This window comes from Spiroplasma endosymbiont of Notiophilus biguttatus, assembly GCF_964030985.1.
GTDB lineage: Bacteria > Bacillota_I > Bacilli_A > Mycoplasmatales > VBWQ01 > Spiroplasma_E > Spiroplasma_E ixodetis_A.
This window is the reverse complement of record NZ_OZ034993.1, coordinates 82,094-97,010: the sequence shown is the minus strand read 5'-3', so window position 1 is coordinate 97,010 and position 14,917 is coordinate 82,094. Positions and strand designations below refer to the sequence as shown.

The following is a 14,917-nucleotide window of genomic DNA, read 5'->3' as shown; positions in this document are numbered from 1 at the left end:
AATCATTATCTTGATTACCAGATTGTAAATCCCAACTCCCTTAAGGCTACAGCATCACCATCTTTTGCTTTCCATTTACCTTCAGTAGAACCTTCAACTAATAACTTTTCTTTAAACAAATTATCTTTAATAAGATTAGTAGAGTCAGCAATGATAATACAAGTTCCAAGATTATCAAAATTTATTACTTCATCAATTATATTTGTTTTTTCATCACTATATCATCCTAATAATTCTGCATATTTCCCATTTAATTGCGGATTATTAGGAATATTTGAACCATTATTACCACATGCAACAACTGAAGGAGTTGCTCCTACTGTTAATGCAAGGGCACCCATTAATCTTAATATATTTTTCATATTCACATATACCTCCAATAATATTCTTTAAACTTATTATAATAACTATAAATCAACAACTTAGTTACTTTCTCTAAAAAAAGCATAGTATAATAAGTTTTCCAAAATTTATTATATACTATATGTTTATAATATTTAAAAATATGAAAAATAAACATTTTGTAAAATTATGCAAGTGTTAATTCAGTTTTTGCTTCAAAAGTAACATCACCAGTTTTATAAGTTATTTCTAATTTATCACCAGCAGCTCAAGCATCACCAGCATGAGTAATTGTTCCTAAATTTGCCCCAATTTTTAAAGAAGTTAAAGTATTTAAAGCAGTAAACTGTTTTACTTGATCTGATTCTCCTTTAATTTGTATTGGTTCTCCTGGTTTTTTTGCAGTTTCTGGAATTGTAGTACCAACTGCAAACATAATTTTTGAATTTGTAGCAACATCAGTATCTGTTATTTTAATTTCAGCAGCTATTGCAGTAAGAGCAGTAGCAATAACACCTTTTGTTTTATCAGCTTTTAACTTAATACCATAAACATCATCAAGTGCGTCTTCACCTTTTTTAAATTGAAAATTAAAAGTACCACCAGTAATAGCATAATCTTTATTATCATCTGTTTTAGCTAATTCTGGTTTAAAATCAGTAACTGCACCAGTAATTTTATCTAATTCTTCTTTATTAAATTTTCCACCTGTAGCTGTTTGTTTTAATTTACCAGTAAGAAAATCAGCACATGCTTGATTAGTAGCTGAACCATCTTCTTTTAATAAAGCGCTAGCTTTAATTGGTGTTTTTAAAGCATCAACAGTTCAAGTAACATTATCCTTGACAGCTGTATCAAGTGAAGCTGCTTGTACACCTTCTCCTTTTTCATCTGTTAACCCTAATTGTTTTGATACTTCTACGTTCATGGCTACACCAGCTTTATCACCACAAGCAACAACTGAAGTAGTAGTTGCTGTTGTTAATGTTAATGCACCCATTAATCCTAATATATTTTTCATATTCATATATAGTACCTCCAATAATATGACTTTTGAACTACAAATACAATAACCACAATTTAAAATTTTATTACTTCTAAACATAATATTGAAATGAATCCAATTAACATTATACATCATATTTTACTTTCTACCATCAATATACTTTATAATAATATAAAAAAATATTAATTATTAACACCTTTAATATTACTATAAAAATTTGTCAAAAATAATAAATACTAAAAATGTATTAGTTAGAATAACCAATACATTTTTAAACTTTTTTTATTCTTCATCTTCACGCCATTCGCCTTCTGACATCAATAATTCTTTACGTACATTTTTAGCAATTGTATAATTAGGGTTTTTATCATCACCATTAATTAAAAGATTACGTACTAAATAATTTTCAATTTCATTTTGTAGATTTTTTGCAATAAAAGGTCAATCATCTTTCACTCTAAATTCACTATCCAATTCTTCTTGTAATTTAGGATTTGTAAGCATTCTTTTTCTTTGCATTGGTTTATAATAAGCAAAGTATCAAATTAGAGCAAATGCAATGCTAGCAATTAAATAAACTAATTGTAAAACATTAGAAGTTATATCAGATATTCCTTTTGTAGTATCAGTTCCACCTTTACCAATAAGATTTGCACCTGAAATTAAACCATTGATTAAAGTTCTTAATCATTCTTCAAATTGTCAAACTAAGAAAAGTGTTGCTGCAAGTCAAATAATAATTTCAAAAATATTCTTTTTCAATTTCTTTTCTATAGACAGCTTAATTGCAATGGAAAGTACAAAAACATAAATAATAACCATAATAATACCGGCTTCAGCAGTTAATGTTCCATAATTAACAATCGAACTTAAAACTAATTGTCCATCCTTATAAACAGGATGTAACGTATCAACTATTACTCCAATAATATCAGGTAAAATTAATCATACAAAAGCTGAAGAAAAAGTAATAATTAAATTTAATCTAGAAGCTTTAAATGGAATATTATCTTTTGATAATTCTTTATATTTAGGTGAAATATATCCCTCAACAGATAATGGTTCTAAAATAGCACCACTATATAAAGCATTTTGCATTCCAGCATTAGACTTTAATGAAATAGTACAAATTAACATTACAAGGATACCAATTATTCCTAATCATTGTGCATGAGCTTTATCACCTAAAATTTTAAAAATACTTAAGTTGGGATTATCTGAAAAATTACCAGCAATAGCGCCAATCATAAGGATTGTTACTGCCATATAAAAAATAGTAGATAAAATCATAACAATAACTAATGAACGACTAATATTTTTTTCAGGATTTCTAACATTTTTACCAATTGTTGAATAGGTTTCAAATCCTAAAAAGAAAAAGAAACACATGGCAAAAGCTTGTGAAAAGTTATTGGCAGTTAATTGTTGATGAGAAGTAGTCATATCTCAATTTGAAGTTCCTGCCATCACAAATAATATAATAGTTGCTATGATTAATAAAAAAGTTGTTCCTCATTTTAAATAACTAGAAATATTTACAAATTTTTTAAACGCAGACATTCCTAAAAATAATACACAAGAAGCTAAACCATAAATTAGAATTCCAATTAAATCCAATCCTAAATGTTGTCAAACTCCTCAATTAGCATATAAAAAAGAAGATGGATCAGTAAAGTTAATTCTAATCATTGATACAATTTGTGAACTAACTATAACAGGTAAAGTAGCATACTGTAAAAAAGAAATTAATCATCCTCAGAAGCGACCATAACTACTTCTAACATAAATATAAGCAGCACCATTATTACCTGGATGTACTCTTGAAAGTCTTGAGAAAGCTCAAGCACAAGTTCCTGCAATTAATCCTTCTACTAAAAAAATTCAAATCATATGAGAACCTAAATTTAAACTATCTTTATTAATTAAAATTGCAAAGTTAGCAGTAAAAGTAATTCCAACAGTATAATTAAAACCAAATCAGACTAATTCTGATAAAGTTAATTTATGATTTGTCCTTTCTTTTTTCTTAAAAAGTTTTAACATAATATTCTCCTTTCAATTATAATAATTATATACCTTTAAAATGATTTCATTAATTAATGAAATAGTCAATAAAATCAAAAAAATAAAAAAATATATGTAATTTATAATAACTAATTTTATTTTAAAATACTACTAATATTTAATTAAATTTTCAAATAATACTAATAAAAAAATAACATTTTTTTAAAAACTCTTATTATAAGAATGTTACTTAAATAAAAATACTACTTTTTTAATAAGTTATTTTAAAAAATAACCTTAAACATCTTTTATTCTACATGATAAATAGTGTATTATATAATAATAACTTTTAAAAAAATAAAGAAGGAGGTATTAATCATATATGGGAATTACCAAAAAGAAAAAATTTCGTTTATTTCCATTTAAAATGCCAACAGCAATTACAGTCTTATTCTTTATTATTGCTCTAATTATCATTATTTCTTGGATTCCAGGAACAACAGGTAAATGATTAGAAGATGAATCAAAACCTGTAAGCCCTGATAACCCCTGACAAGATGGTGGGCCATTAGGTATCATGGACTTATTTTTGGCTCCAATTAAAGGTTTCATTGGTAGCAGTGATATTATTGTTTTTGTTTTAGTAATTGGTGGATATATTGGCATAGTTATGAAATCAGGTGCACTAGATGCAGGAATTGGTCGTTTAGTTAAACGTCTAAACGGAAAAGAAATTTGAATTATTCCTTCAATTATGACTATCCTATCAATTGGTGGAACAGTTGAAGGAATGTGTGAAGAAACTATTCCTTACTATTTAATTATTATTCCGGCAATGTTAGCTGCTGGTTTTGATGTTGTTACAGCTGTATTAATGATTTTATTGGGTGCTGGTGTTGGTGTTATGTTTTCAACACTTAATCCCTTTGCTATTGCCACAGCTTCACAAGCTAGTGGTTTAAATCCTGGTGTTGGAATCATCTGACGTTTAATTTCTTGATTTTTAGCAACTATCGGTACTATTGCTTTTGTTATGTGATATGCAATCCGTGTTAAACGTAATCCCGAAAAATCAGTTGTTTTTCACTTACATAGTGAGCATCATGAAGAATTTATTAATAAAGAAGAAATACCTGAATTTACTAAACGTCGTAAGATTATTTTAGCACTATTTGGATTAACATTTTTAATTATGGTACTTTGTATTATTCCATGAGGTAAAATTACAGGAACAACTATTTTTGATGATTTTCACAATACATTAATTAAATATTTTCCATATTTCACAAGTCAAATTAATGCATTTGGTGACTGAAATATTGAAATGTTAGCTTTCTTATTTTTCTTTGTTTCAATTATCATTGCAGCAATTGATTGAAAAGGCGAAGAACAATATGTTCGTAATTTTATTAGTGGTTCTTCAAAATTATTAGGTGTTGCTTTAATAATTGCTGTTGCTGGTGGAATTGGTTGATCATTACAACATTCAGGAATGCAACATGTTGTTGTTGGTCAATTACAAAGTATTGATAAATTGCCAAGATTTGCTATTGTTATTATTGGTTTTTTTGCTTTTCTTTTGATTGCCTTTGTTATTCCTTCAACATCAGGGTTTGCAAAAGCTGTTTTCCCTATTGTTTCAAAAATAGTAATTCCTTTAGGATTGGGTTCAGGAATGATTACTACTTTTGTTATGGCTAGTGGTTGAATTAATTTATTTGCACCAAGTGCAGGTGTAATGATGGCAGGACTTGCCATTGCTAAAGTTCCCCTAACAAGTTTTTATCGAGCAATCTGACCATATACTATTGGTATTACTGTCTTTGCCTTAATAATGTTAAGTATTGGAACTTTATTACCTCAATCAATATTTTAGTAAGAATTTAAAGTACTATGTTAATTAAAACTTTTCTCTAATTAGAGAAAAGTTTTTTTATTTTTTATTTCATTTTTATAAAATTAAACAGCATTTGGAAAAACATTCACTTTCACGATTTGTTTGCGTTTGTTCATTATTTAGTAGACTTAATTGATCATTTGCTAATTCTGAAATTTCTACAACTTCATCTTCTGGTAAAAAAATTTGTTCTAATATTTTATTAATATTATTTCAATCATTTACAAAATTTTCACTCATTTTACTGTCTCTAATTATTTTTCCAGTAGCAGGATCATATTCTGTTGATTGACAAGAATTTAACAACATTTCTTCAACAAAAGCAGAAACTTTATAAATAATTAATAATTTTTGTTTAATATTATCATCACTTTTTCTTTCTGTAATTGCTGGTTATACTTACTTAATTCATCTCATAATGATTTAATATTTTCCTTTTTTGCTTCTATTTTTCTAAAAATTTCTATAATTTCTTTATAATCAAAATTTATTTCAGATAGTAAAGATTTTAAGTTCATATTTTTCCCCTTTCAAAATAAAAAACCTACTTGCTTAAAACTTAAACAATAGGTCAAAAAACTTATATTTTTTATTTATAAAAGTATTATACTTTATTATTTTTATTTTTTCAGATATTATTTTATAACCATAAATACTAATATAATTTTTATTATATTAAAAATTAAAATTATAAGTGTTTTTTTATTTAATTTTACTATTAATAATTTACAAATAAACTCTTAAAGATTTAAAAAAACCATAAAAATATTTTTATGTATTATAATAGTGTTAGTGAGTTATTTAAAATAATATGTTTTACATAATATTATTGAAGATAATTTCTCACATCTATCTGAGGAGGTTAAGAGAAAAATGAGGAATATGAGAACATTATTAAAGCTATTAGGTGCTAGTGTTATAACAACAGTACCAGTAACTACTGTTATAGCTTGTGGTAACAACAAAAAAGATGAGGTAAAAATATTACTAGATCAAGTATCAATAAATTTAGGTTTAACAAATGATGAAGGAAACGGTTTAAAAACTATTAGACTTAATTGAGAAAAAAATACATCCTTTTTCTGAATTGATAATTCCGATATTTTGGTTACTAAATTATTAGAAAATGAGGTAACTACTGGTCAAGCCAAAGCTAAAGATAAAGACAGTTTCTATTTTTTAAAATCTGTTTTACAACAGAAATTAACAACAGGAACAACACCTGAAGATGGTACTTTTGATGCAGCGGAAGTTGCTAAAATTAAAAATAAAGTATCTAATATAAAAGCTTCTACCAGTAAATTTGTAGAACCAAATGATGATGAAAAACTTGTAGTTGGTGATGGAACATATAATTTACAATTCTTTAAAGAAGATGGTAAAACAAATTTAGGGGATAAATATACAGTAAAAGTAATGACTGGAACTGATGCTTTATTTAATATTTTTGCAAATGATAGTCCTGCTAAGTTAAGTTATAATGAATTTGTTTATGAAGGAAGTTCTATTGAGTATTTCCAAGCAGGTTATAAATTAGAAGATACTGTTAATAAATGATTAAAAGATAAAACAGAAGTACCATTAATAAGCAAAAGCAGAACTGAAAAAGCTATTAAATTTAATAACTTTGAACAATTAGTTGGTTGAAAAGCAAAATTTAATGTTATAAATTTTGAAAGAAGAGGAGAATTCCCTCGTCCAAATAATTTAACAGACGGAGATGAACTAACACTTTCTATTGCTTTAGTAAAAAACCAAGAAACTATTTCTTTAAAGTCAACAATAATAATAAGAATAAACAATTAATAATAAAATAATAATGATATGATTAGCATAAATCATTATTCAACTTTTCTAAAATATATTAATTAAGGAATACTAGTTTAGTATTACCTTAATTTTTACTTCAAAATAATATATATTATTTTAATTCTTCGCTATTAACTTTCATTGCTGAGATTTGTTTTAATTGAAATTGGTCATGCACTACTGCTTCAAATTCTAAAACAACACCTACTTTAAACTTAAGAAAAGCATCATTAACATATTTTTTATTATTAAAAATTAAAACTGCCAATTGTTCAAAAGCATAATTTAAAATTTTATCAGAATTTGGTTCTAAAGAAAGATAACAAAATATTTGTTCATTTCTTAAATATTGCGATATCTCAAAACTATTATTTAATTTATCTAATTGTTTTCATAAACATGGAGTTAAAATAATTTTAGCAATACCATTAGCACTATACTTAATACCATCTCTTTCGTAAGAAAAACCATTATTAAAAATAATGGTGTTCATTCCTAACTCTTTATAATTAATAGTATATTCGGTTATTAACTCTGCAAAAATATTCTCATTACCTACTCAATCAGCGCTAAATTCTAGATTTTTATTAACAGTAATAATAAGAGCATTTGTTATTTTTTTACTTCATTGTAAAAATAGTTCTCATTGTTCAAGAATAACAAAAACTATTTCATCAATCAAAGTATATGGCATTGAGGATTCTTCTGCTAAAGCTGAAATTTTAGAAACAATATTACTACTTAAAAAATTAGATAATAATCTTACCTTATCACTTATTTGTAAATTTTTATTTTTCTTGTAAATTTTAATAATACGTTTACATGTACTTTTTTTCAAAACTAATTTAGCAGTACCGCGACGTTGATTTGAAAAATATACAAATGCTAGTAAATTATAACCAAATCTCTTTGTCATTATAATTCCCCTGACTATCTTAAATTATAAATTAAAAACTATTTTACTTTAAATTAATATAGTTTAATTATAACAGAACTAGAAAATTTAATAAACATATAAGTTTATTTCAAAAAAATTAAATTAAAAATCTCAATAAGATTTACCCATAATTATGAAGAAAAGCAATAATAAAATAAATAGTAAAAATAAATAGTATTATTTCATATTTTTAGATATAATTATTTTAATTTAATAAATGTATATACCTAATATAGCTATTTTTCTATATTAGGATTTTTATTAAATTAAATATCTAAATAAAAAAGGAAAAATAAAATGTTAAAAAAATATATAAAGAAATATTTTCAACTATGTTAGTAATTGATAATAAAGATAATAAATTTTGTTTTAAAATAAATATAATTAAAACTTCTAATAAAATTAGACAAAAATACAATATTAAAAAAGAAATAGTCAATGACTTATTATTACCATATTAAAGAATTAAAAAATGAATATAAAGTATTAAAAACATTAAGTGAAATTGCTAATCAAATTAAAAATAAGGAAAAATAAATCGGAATTTTACGCTTATTGGTTAACACTTAATTCTTAATAAATAATTTAATTATGATATTTTTAAATGTGATTTTTTCTTTACGGTTATTATATTTAAAACAAAATTCATATAAATAAGATTGGAGTCATTTTTTTGAAACTCAATGAAATTGGCCGATAAAACCTCTTTTTAATATTGCTCAAAAACTTTCTATTGTATTTGTATGAATACCATTATAAGAAAAATATTTTTTGTGATTAACTTGTTCATGTGGTAAAATTTTATTCATTTTATAATATCCACGATATTCATCAGTAAAAAGAATAGAATTGTTAATATCAACATTTTCTTTAACTATTTTCATTAAATCTGAAGATTTAATACTTTTATTTTTTGCATGAAATAATTTAACATTACCATTTCGTTCAATAATGCCAACAACACACTCTTTACTAGTTCCTCTACCACGTAATGAGTTATTTTTATTATCAACATCATTATATTTACGCGGTTTTCCACCCACATATGTTTCATCCATCTCTAATATTTTTGCTAATAATTTAATCTCATCATTAGCCATTGCCTTTCTAATTTTATGCATCATTTTTCATACAGTTGCTAAACGTAAATTTAAGTCTCTTGAAGCTTGAGATGATGATAAACTTTTTTTAGCATTAGCCATTAATACTATTAAAATAAATCACTTTTGAAGTGGTACACGTGTATGATGAAAAATAGTTTGAGCAGTTACACTAAAAGACTTATGACATTTTTTGCATTTATAACGCGACTCTTTTAAAACAGAGTTAACTTTTTCACTAGACTTACTGCATAACTAGTTAACTATTCAAATTTTATTTTAATAATAACAAAAAAATAAAAAGTTAACTAGTTATGCAGTAAGTCTTATTAATAAAACTCGTAGAAAAATTGAACATGTTTTTGCATTTTTAAAATGTTTTAAGATTATTGGTTATAAATTTAGAAAAGCCAGAAAACGAATATTTTTAAGATTTAATTTAATTGCAGGATTTTATAATTTATCATTAAAACTTAAAAACGTTATGCAGTAAGTCTAAGAACCTGTTTAGAATCTTTTTAATAAAATTGAAATAAAGGAAAGAACAACCATTTGTAAACTAGTATTTAATTTTCTTTCACAATTTTTTCATAATCTTCTACATTTTTCTAATCAAGCAAAACTTCGCTCTACAACTCATCTTTTTGGTAATACTACAAAAGAATGTAATTCATTACGTTTTACAACTTCAACATTCGCATTTATAATTGTTTTGATTGCAGAAGCAAATTTTTCACCAGTATAACCAGCATCTACTATTATTTTTTGAACTGTAGAAAGATTTTCTTTTTCATTTTGAATCATTATTATAGCACTATTACGATCTGTTTTTTCTGCTGTAGTTACGTAAATTGCATGTGGTAAACCTTGAGAATCAACAGCAATATGACGTTTTATTCCTGAAATCTTTTTACCAGCATCATAACCTTTGTTTTTAGTAGTATCTGTATTTTTAACACTTTGTGAATCAATTATACAAAAACTGGTTTTTTCTTTTCGATGATTATTGATACGAACTTTTCTAACTAATTTTTTTTAAAATTAATTGTCATATGCTAGGTTCTTTACCATTATTTTTACTTCAAATTTGAAAATAATAATATACAGTTTGTCATTTTGGAAAATTTTTTGGTAACATTCTTCATTGACAACCACTTTTTAATACATATAAAACTGCACAAAATACTTCATATAAATCTAAATTTCTTGGTTTTGTTTTCTTTTTGACATTTTCTAAAATTAATCTTATGTTCTCAAATTGTTCTTTAGTGACATGACTTGGATAATTTTTATGCATATATACCTCTTATTTTAAAATATATAGTAATTTTACCTTATTCTCTAAAAGATTCTAAACAGGTTCTAAAGAAAGAATGGAACAATTAAATAAAGAAATATCTTTATTAGTAACTATTATAAGTAATTTACAGTCAATGATTGAAAGAATTAATGGTGGTCAATTTGATGAATAATTAAAAATAAAAAATAAATAATTGAAAAGAAAAATATTGAAATGAAAGAATTTTTACATGAATTAATAATTATTGGAACAAGTGTTGGAACATTAATTTGCAGAGAAATTATTGTTTTATTAAAACGATTTATTACAACTCCAAAACATATTAGAGCAAATAATAAAATTATAAAACATCAAAAAAAATTAACAAAGTTAAATGAAAAAATTAATAAAGAAAATAAATAATAAAGTGGTGATGTAAATGTTAGAAAATGAAAATAATGCTTCTTCACAAGAAATAGAAAATAAAGTTAATTAAGCAGAAAATAAGTTAAATAAACTTAAACAAGAAATAAAAGAAAAAGAAATTATTAATATATTTAAAAAATATCAAATAAAAACTGAATTTTATGATTATTTAAAATTTAACGGAATTTTACGCTTATTGGTTAACACTTAATTCTTAATAAATAATTTAATTATGATATTTTTAAATGTGATTTTTTCTTTACGGTTATTATATTTAAAACAAAATTCATTTAAATAAGATTGGAGTCATTTTTTTGAAACTCAATGAAATTGGCCGATAAAACCTCTTTTTAATATTGCTCAAAAACTTTCTATTGTATTTGTATGAATACCATTATTATAAGAAAAATATTTTTTGTGATTAACTTGTTCATATGGTAAAATTTTATTCATTAGACTTACTGCATAACTAGTTAACTTTTTATTTTTTTGTTATTATTAAAATAAAATTTGAATAGTTAAGGATAAACTTTATGACATATTTTGAATTAAAAGATAAATCTGATCAATATTTTCGTAAAATAGTGGGTATTAATAAACTCGTTTTTAACGAAATTTTAAATATTTTATTAGAACATCAAAAACTCAAAACTACTATTGGTGGAAGGCCATATAAAATGTCAATAGAAGATCGACTAGTAATGAGTTTAAGATATTTATATGAAAATCGTACATATCATAGTATTGGTGCTGAGTATAGTATGGTTGATACTACTGCTTTACGAAATATTCGTTCAATTGAAGATATTTTAATAAAGAATAATAAGTTTAATAATTTAACAAATAAAAATATTTTTTTAAAAAGAAGAATTGAAAAATAAAATTTTGATAATTGATGTAACAGAGGTAGAAACAGAACGACCAAAATATAACCAAAAAAATTGATTTTCTGGTAAAAAATGAATGCATACTGTTAAGTTTCAAACCGTAATTAATGCAAATACTAATGAAATTTTAAATATTTTTTCTGATATTGGTAAAAATCATGATTTTAAAACTTTTAAGAATTCAAAGTTAAAGTTTTTACCAGAAACTATAATTCTTGCAGATAAAGGTTATCAAGGTTTACAAAAAATTCATGCTAATACATTTTTACCCATTAAAATTAGCAAAAATAATCCTAAAACAAATAAAACCAAAATCTTTAATAAGATTATTAATAAAACTCGTAGAAAAATTGAACATGTTTTTGCATTTTTAAAATGTTTTAAGATTATTGGTTATAAATTTAGAAAAGCCAGAAAACGAATATTTTTAAGATTTAATTTAATTGCAGGATTTTATAATTTATCATTAAAACTTAAAAACGTTATGCAGTAAGTCTATTTTATAATATCCACGATATTCATCAGTAAAAAGAATAGAATTGTTAATATCAACATTTTCTTTAACTATTTTCATTAAATCTTCAGATTTAATACTTTTATTTTTTGCATGAAATAATTTAACATTACCATTTCGTTCAATAATGCCAACAACACACTCTTTACTAGTTCCTCTACCACGTAATGAGTTATTTTTATTATCAACATCATTATATTTACGCGGTTTTCCACCCACATATGTTTCATCCATCTCTAATATTTTTGCTAATAATTTAATCTCATCATTAGCCCTTGCCTTTCTAATTTTATGCATCATTTTTCATACAGTTGCTAAACGTAAATTTAAGTCTCTTGAAGCTTGAGATGATGATAAACTTTTTTTAGCATTAGCCATTAATACTATTAAAATAAATCACTTTTGAAGTGATACACGTGTATGATGAAAAATAGTTTGAGCAGTTACACTAAAAGACTTATGACATTTTTTGCATTTATAACGCGACTCTTTTAAAACAGAGTTAACTTTTTCACTAAAACAAAAAAGACATTTTGGTTTGTTATTTCATCTTATTTCTTCTAAAAATTTTATACAAGATTCTTGGTTTGGAAATTTATTTATTATGTCTAAAATATTCATTTTCAATCACCTTTAATTAGATTTTATTTTACTAATATCTAATTATAGTTTTCAGAAATAATAATGTATATAAGTTATTGCCAATAAACGTAAAATTCCGAAAACAAATGTAAGTAATCAAAAACAAAAAGCAGGTGACTTATATATAGTTATTTCTTCAAATGTTAATGACTTAAATTATAAAGGAACAACAAATCCAATTAAAATAACTCTTAAATAAAGGAAATTAATACTATGCCAATTGGTACAACTAGTACAGCAATAATTTTAAACATAAATAAACCAAAACATACTAGAATAAGTAAGCAACAAGAACAAAAAAAATTTGATGAGAAATTTTAGAAATGATTGGTGTACAAGTAATAGCAGTAGCACTTGCTCCTTTTACTGGTGGATTAAGTGAAAGCGTAGCACTTGGATTAGGTGCAAGTGATTTAATTGCTAGTATTAGTGCTGTTGGTGTAGAGTTTTTAACTGATTTTACTATTAATCAAGTTTATGATTATTTAAAAGGAAATGTAACACCATTAAATACTTTTTTTAATATATTACCTGCATTTGCTGGACTTAATAAATTTAGTCGTGGTTATCGTACGACTAAATTTATTAAATTAGCAGAAAAAACTAAAACATTAGAACAAATTGGTGTTAAAGAAGCAAAAAATTTACAAGAAATTATTAGTCAAGTAAGTAGAAAAGAAATTTGAAGCGCTAGCAATATTAAGTGATTTTTGATCACCTTTAACTATTGCTTCAACTTTTCCTAGAAAATTAGGAAATTGCGGTTTTTCAAAATCAACTAAACACACATCAGGTACTATTTTTAATTTATTAAATGCTTTTATCATTGCTAAAATACTAGTCTGCTTAGGATTATGAATATTAACAAATTGATGACTTTTAATACTAACAGCAACTGTTAGTGCATTATCAATTATAATTTGATACATTGCTATTCGTTGTTTTGCTGATAATTGTTTTGAATCTTTAATTAAAGGATGATTAAAGTTTGGTTTAAGAATAACGCTTGCAACAACAATTGGTCCTGCAATAGCTCCTCTTCCCACTTCATCAAAACCAGCAATTAATGTTCCTGATGAATAATTATCAATTTCGTATCGCAAACTACTTTTCATGATTTAAAATCTTAGGTGGTATTTCAAATGAAATTAATCCTAGTTTCCCTACTTGTAAATCATTAATAAATAAATTCATGGCACGATGAGTATTATCTTCATCATTAGCCAATTTTAAATGATATTTTTGTGCTAATTTCTTAAAATAAAGAAATAATGTTTCATCATTAATATTTTTAATTTCGAAATTAATATTATAATATTTTACTAATCTTTCATAATAATTCTCAAGTAAAAAGGTTAAAGCAAAATTAGCCATTTCTTCTAAAAATAAATGTTTAACAGGAATTGCTTTAATTAAAGCTAAAATCATTACTACTTTTTGATCATTCATTTTTGGTGGTAAAATACCAGGACTATCTAATAAATCAATCGTTGGATTTAATTTAATTCATTGTTGGCCTCTAGTAACACCAGGTATATTAGCAGTTTGTGTTACTTTACGTTGTAATAAATTATTAATAAATGTTGATTTACCCGTATTTGGTAATCCCATAATTAATACCTTAATTTTTGGATTAACAATACCTTTTGCTAATTGTTTTTCCATTTGTGGTTCCATTAATTTAGTAATTAAATTTAATAACTGTGGTTTCATTTTTGTAGTTAATGATTTTGCCAATAAAACAGAAAAACCTTGACTTTCAAAAAAATTAACTCATTCTTTAGTAAAATTATCATCTGCTAAATCAACTTTGTTAAGAACAATAATTCTTACTTTTTTCTCCAATAAACGATCTAATAAAGTACTTTTTGTTGCAAATGGTGCTCGTGCATCCAAAACTTCAATTGCAACATCAATAATAGGTAACTTAGTTTCAATTGCTTTAATGGCTTTCATCATATGACCAGGGAATCAATGAATTTGATTATGGGTACTTTCATTAGACATTTTTTAACTCCTTTAATACATTCTATTATTATTTTATATCAATTTAGAAAATCACCATGATTTTAAT

General features: G+C 24.4%; 18 protein-coding genes. 6 read left to right on the top strand and 12 right to left on the bottom strand.

Annotation, left to right across the window (positions count from 1 at the left end):
• Window positions 1-14 precede the first annotated feature (14 nt).
• The 3 genes from AAHM85_RS00620 to AAHM85_RS00610 all read right to left on the bottom strand — a co-directional run bounded on the left by AAHM85_RS00620 (window position 15) and on the right by AAHM85_RS00610 (window position 3,391).
• Complete coding sequence (locus tag AAHM85_RS00620; protein WP_342260580.1) at window positions 15-368, bottom strand: hypothetical protein; 354 nt, start codon at window positions 366-368, stop codon at window positions 15-17.
• Window positions 369-529: 161 nt separating this feature from the next.
• Window positions 530-1,369, bottom strand: coding sequence for a hypothetical protein (locus AAHM85_RS00615; RefSeq protein WP_342260579.1), 840 nt, complete (start codon window positions 1,367-1,369; stop codon window positions 530-532).
• 261 nt (window positions 1,370-1,630) lie between these two features.
• Window positions 1,631-3,391 carry an APC family permease gene (locus AAHM85_RS00610; RefSeq protein WP_342260578.1) on the bottom strand — a complete coding sequence of 587 codons (1,761 nt, stop codon included), beginning with the start codon at window positions 3,389-3,391 and terminating at the stop codon, window positions 1,631-1,633.
• A 343-nt stretch (window positions 3,392-3,734) separates the two neighbouring features.
• Between AAHM85_RS00610 and AAHM85_RS00605 the strand changes: the two genes are divergently transcribed.
• On the top strand, window positions 3,735-5,228 hold the full coding sequence (locus AAHM85_RS00605) for a YfcC family protein (protein WP_342260577.1): 1,494 nt from the start codon (window positions 3,735-3,737) through the stop codon (window positions 5,226-5,228).
• Window positions 5,229-5,303: 75 nt separating this feature from the next.
• Here the strand turns inward: AAHM85_RS00605 and AAHM85_RS00600 are convergent, their stop codons facing one another.
• Both AAHM85_RS00600 and AAHM85_RS00595 read right to left on the bottom strand, forming a co-directional pair.
• Window positions 5,304-5,558 carry a hypothetical protein gene (locus AAHM85_RS00600; protein WP_342260576.1) on the bottom strand — a complete coding sequence of 85 codons (255 nt, stop codon included), beginning with the start codon at window positions 5,556-5,558 and terminating at the stop codon, window positions 5,304-5,306.
• A gap of 32 nt (window positions 5,559-5,590) precedes the next feature.
• On the bottom strand, window positions 5,591-5,767 hold the full coding sequence (locus AAHM85_RS00595; protein WP_342260575.1) for a hypothetical protein: 177 nt from the start codon (window positions 5,765-5,767) through the stop codon (window positions 5,591-5,593).
• Window positions 5,768-6,131: 364 nt separating this feature from the next.
• On the opposite strand from AAHM85_RS00595, the gene AAHM85_RS00590 reads away from it, so the two are divergent.
• Complete coding sequence (locus AAHM85_RS00590; protein WP_342260574.1) at window positions 6,132-7,055, top strand: hypothetical protein; 924 nt, start codon at window positions 6,132-6,134, stop codon at window positions 7,053-7,055.
• Window positions 7,056-7,170: 115 nt separating this feature from the next.
• Here AAHM85_RS00590 and AAHM85_RS00585 read toward each other — a convergent pair whose 3' ends face one another.
• From AAHM85_RS00585 to AAHM85_RS00575, 3 genes are all read right to left on the bottom strand, one after another.
• A complete protein-coding gene (locus AAHM85_RS00585; RefSeq protein WP_342260573.1) occupies window positions 7,171-7,974 on the bottom strand; it encodes a hypothetical protein in 804 nt (267 codons plus the stop codon).
• Between the two features lie 587 nt (window positions 7,975-8,561).
• Window positions 8,562-9,200: an IS1595 family transposase gene (locus AAHM85_RS00580; RefSeq protein WP_342261681.1), complete on the bottom strand. Its 639-nt coding sequence runs from the start codon at window positions 9,198-9,200 to the stop codon at window positions 8,562-8,564.
• A 402-nt stretch (window positions 9,201-9,602) separates the two neighbouring features.
• Window positions 9,603-10,392 (bottom strand): IS5 family transposase gene (locus AAHM85_RS00575; RefSeq protein WP_342260572.1). Its coding sequence is split into 2 segments (ribosomal slippage): window positions 9,603-10,130 and window positions 10,132-10,392, totalling 789 coding nucleotides; the frame shifts between segments, so codons are not numbered across the junction.
• 216 nt (window positions 10,393-10,608) lie between these two features.
• Between AAHM85_RS00575 and AAHM85_RS00570 the strand changes: the two genes are divergently transcribed.
• Window positions 10,609-10,797 (top strand): hypothetical protein, encoded by a 189-nt coding sequence (locus tag AAHM85_RS00570; RefSeq protein WP_342260571.1) that lies wholly within the window; start codon window positions 10,609-10,611, stop codon window positions 10,795-10,797.
• A 210-nt stretch (window positions 10,798-11,007) separates the two neighbouring features.
• Here AAHM85_RS00570 and AAHM85_RS00565 read toward each other — a convergent pair whose 3' ends face one another.
• A complete protein-coding gene (locus AAHM85_RS00565) occupies window positions 11,008-11,253 on the bottom strand; it encodes a transposase (protein ID WP_342260570.1) in 246 nt (81 codons plus the stop codon).
• A gap of 80 nt (window positions 11,254-11,333) precedes the next feature.
• Here AAHM85_RS00565 and AAHM85_RS00560 point away from each other — a divergent pair, with 80 nt between their 5' ends.
• Both AAHM85_RS00560 and AAHM85_RS00555 read left to right on the top strand, forming a co-directional pair.
• Window positions 11,334-11,681, top strand: coding sequence for a transposase family protein (locus AAHM85_RS00560; protein WP_342260569.1), 348 nt, complete (start codon window positions 11,334-11,336; stop codon window positions 11,679-11,681).
• On the top strand, window positions 11,671-12,180 hold the full coding sequence (locus AAHM85_RS00555; protein ID WP_342260568.1) for a transposase family protein: 510 nt from the start codon (window positions 11,671-11,673) through the stop codon (window positions 12,178-12,180). The genes AAHM85_RS00560 and AAHM85_RS00555 overlap by 11 nt, the downstream gene beginning before the upstream one ends.
• Here the strand turns inward: AAHM85_RS00555 and AAHM85_RS00550 are convergent.
• Entirely contained in the window at window positions 12,154-12,822 is a 669-nt protein-coding gene (locus AAHM85_RS00550) for an IS1595 family transposase (protein ID WP_342260567.1), read from the bottom strand. The genes AAHM85_RS00555 and AAHM85_RS00550 overlap by 27 nt on opposite strands.
• Window positions 12,823-13,166: 344 nt before the next feature.
• Here AAHM85_RS00550 and AAHM85_RS00545 point away from each other — a divergent pair, with 344 nt between their 5' ends.
• Window positions 13,167-13,589 carry a hypothetical protein gene (locus tag AAHM85_RS00545; protein ID WP_342260566.1) on the top strand — a complete coding sequence of 141 codons (423 nt, stop codon included), beginning with the start codon at window positions 13,167-13,169 and terminating at the stop codon, window positions 13,587-13,589.
• Here the strand turns inward: AAHM85_RS00545 and AAHM85_RS00540 are convergent.
• Both AAHM85_RS00540 and ylqF read right to left on the bottom strand, forming a co-directional pair.
• Window positions 13,488-13,958, bottom strand: a complete 471-nt coding sequence (locus tag AAHM85_RS00540; RefSeq protein WP_342260565.1) for a ribonuclease HII — start codon at window positions 13,956-13,958, stop codon at window positions 13,488-13,490. The two genes, AAHM85_RS00545 and AAHM85_RS00540, sit on opposite strands and share 102 nt — an antisense overlap.
• Entirely contained in the window at window positions 13,948-14,850 is a 903-nt protein-coding gene (gene ylqF, locus AAHM85_RS00535) for a ribosome biogenesis GTPase YlqF (protein ID WP_342260564.1), read from the bottom strand. Before ylqF ends, AAHM85_RS00540 begins: the two co-directional genes overlap by 11 nt.
• Between the last annotated feature and the right edge of the window lie 67 nt (window positions 14,851-14,917).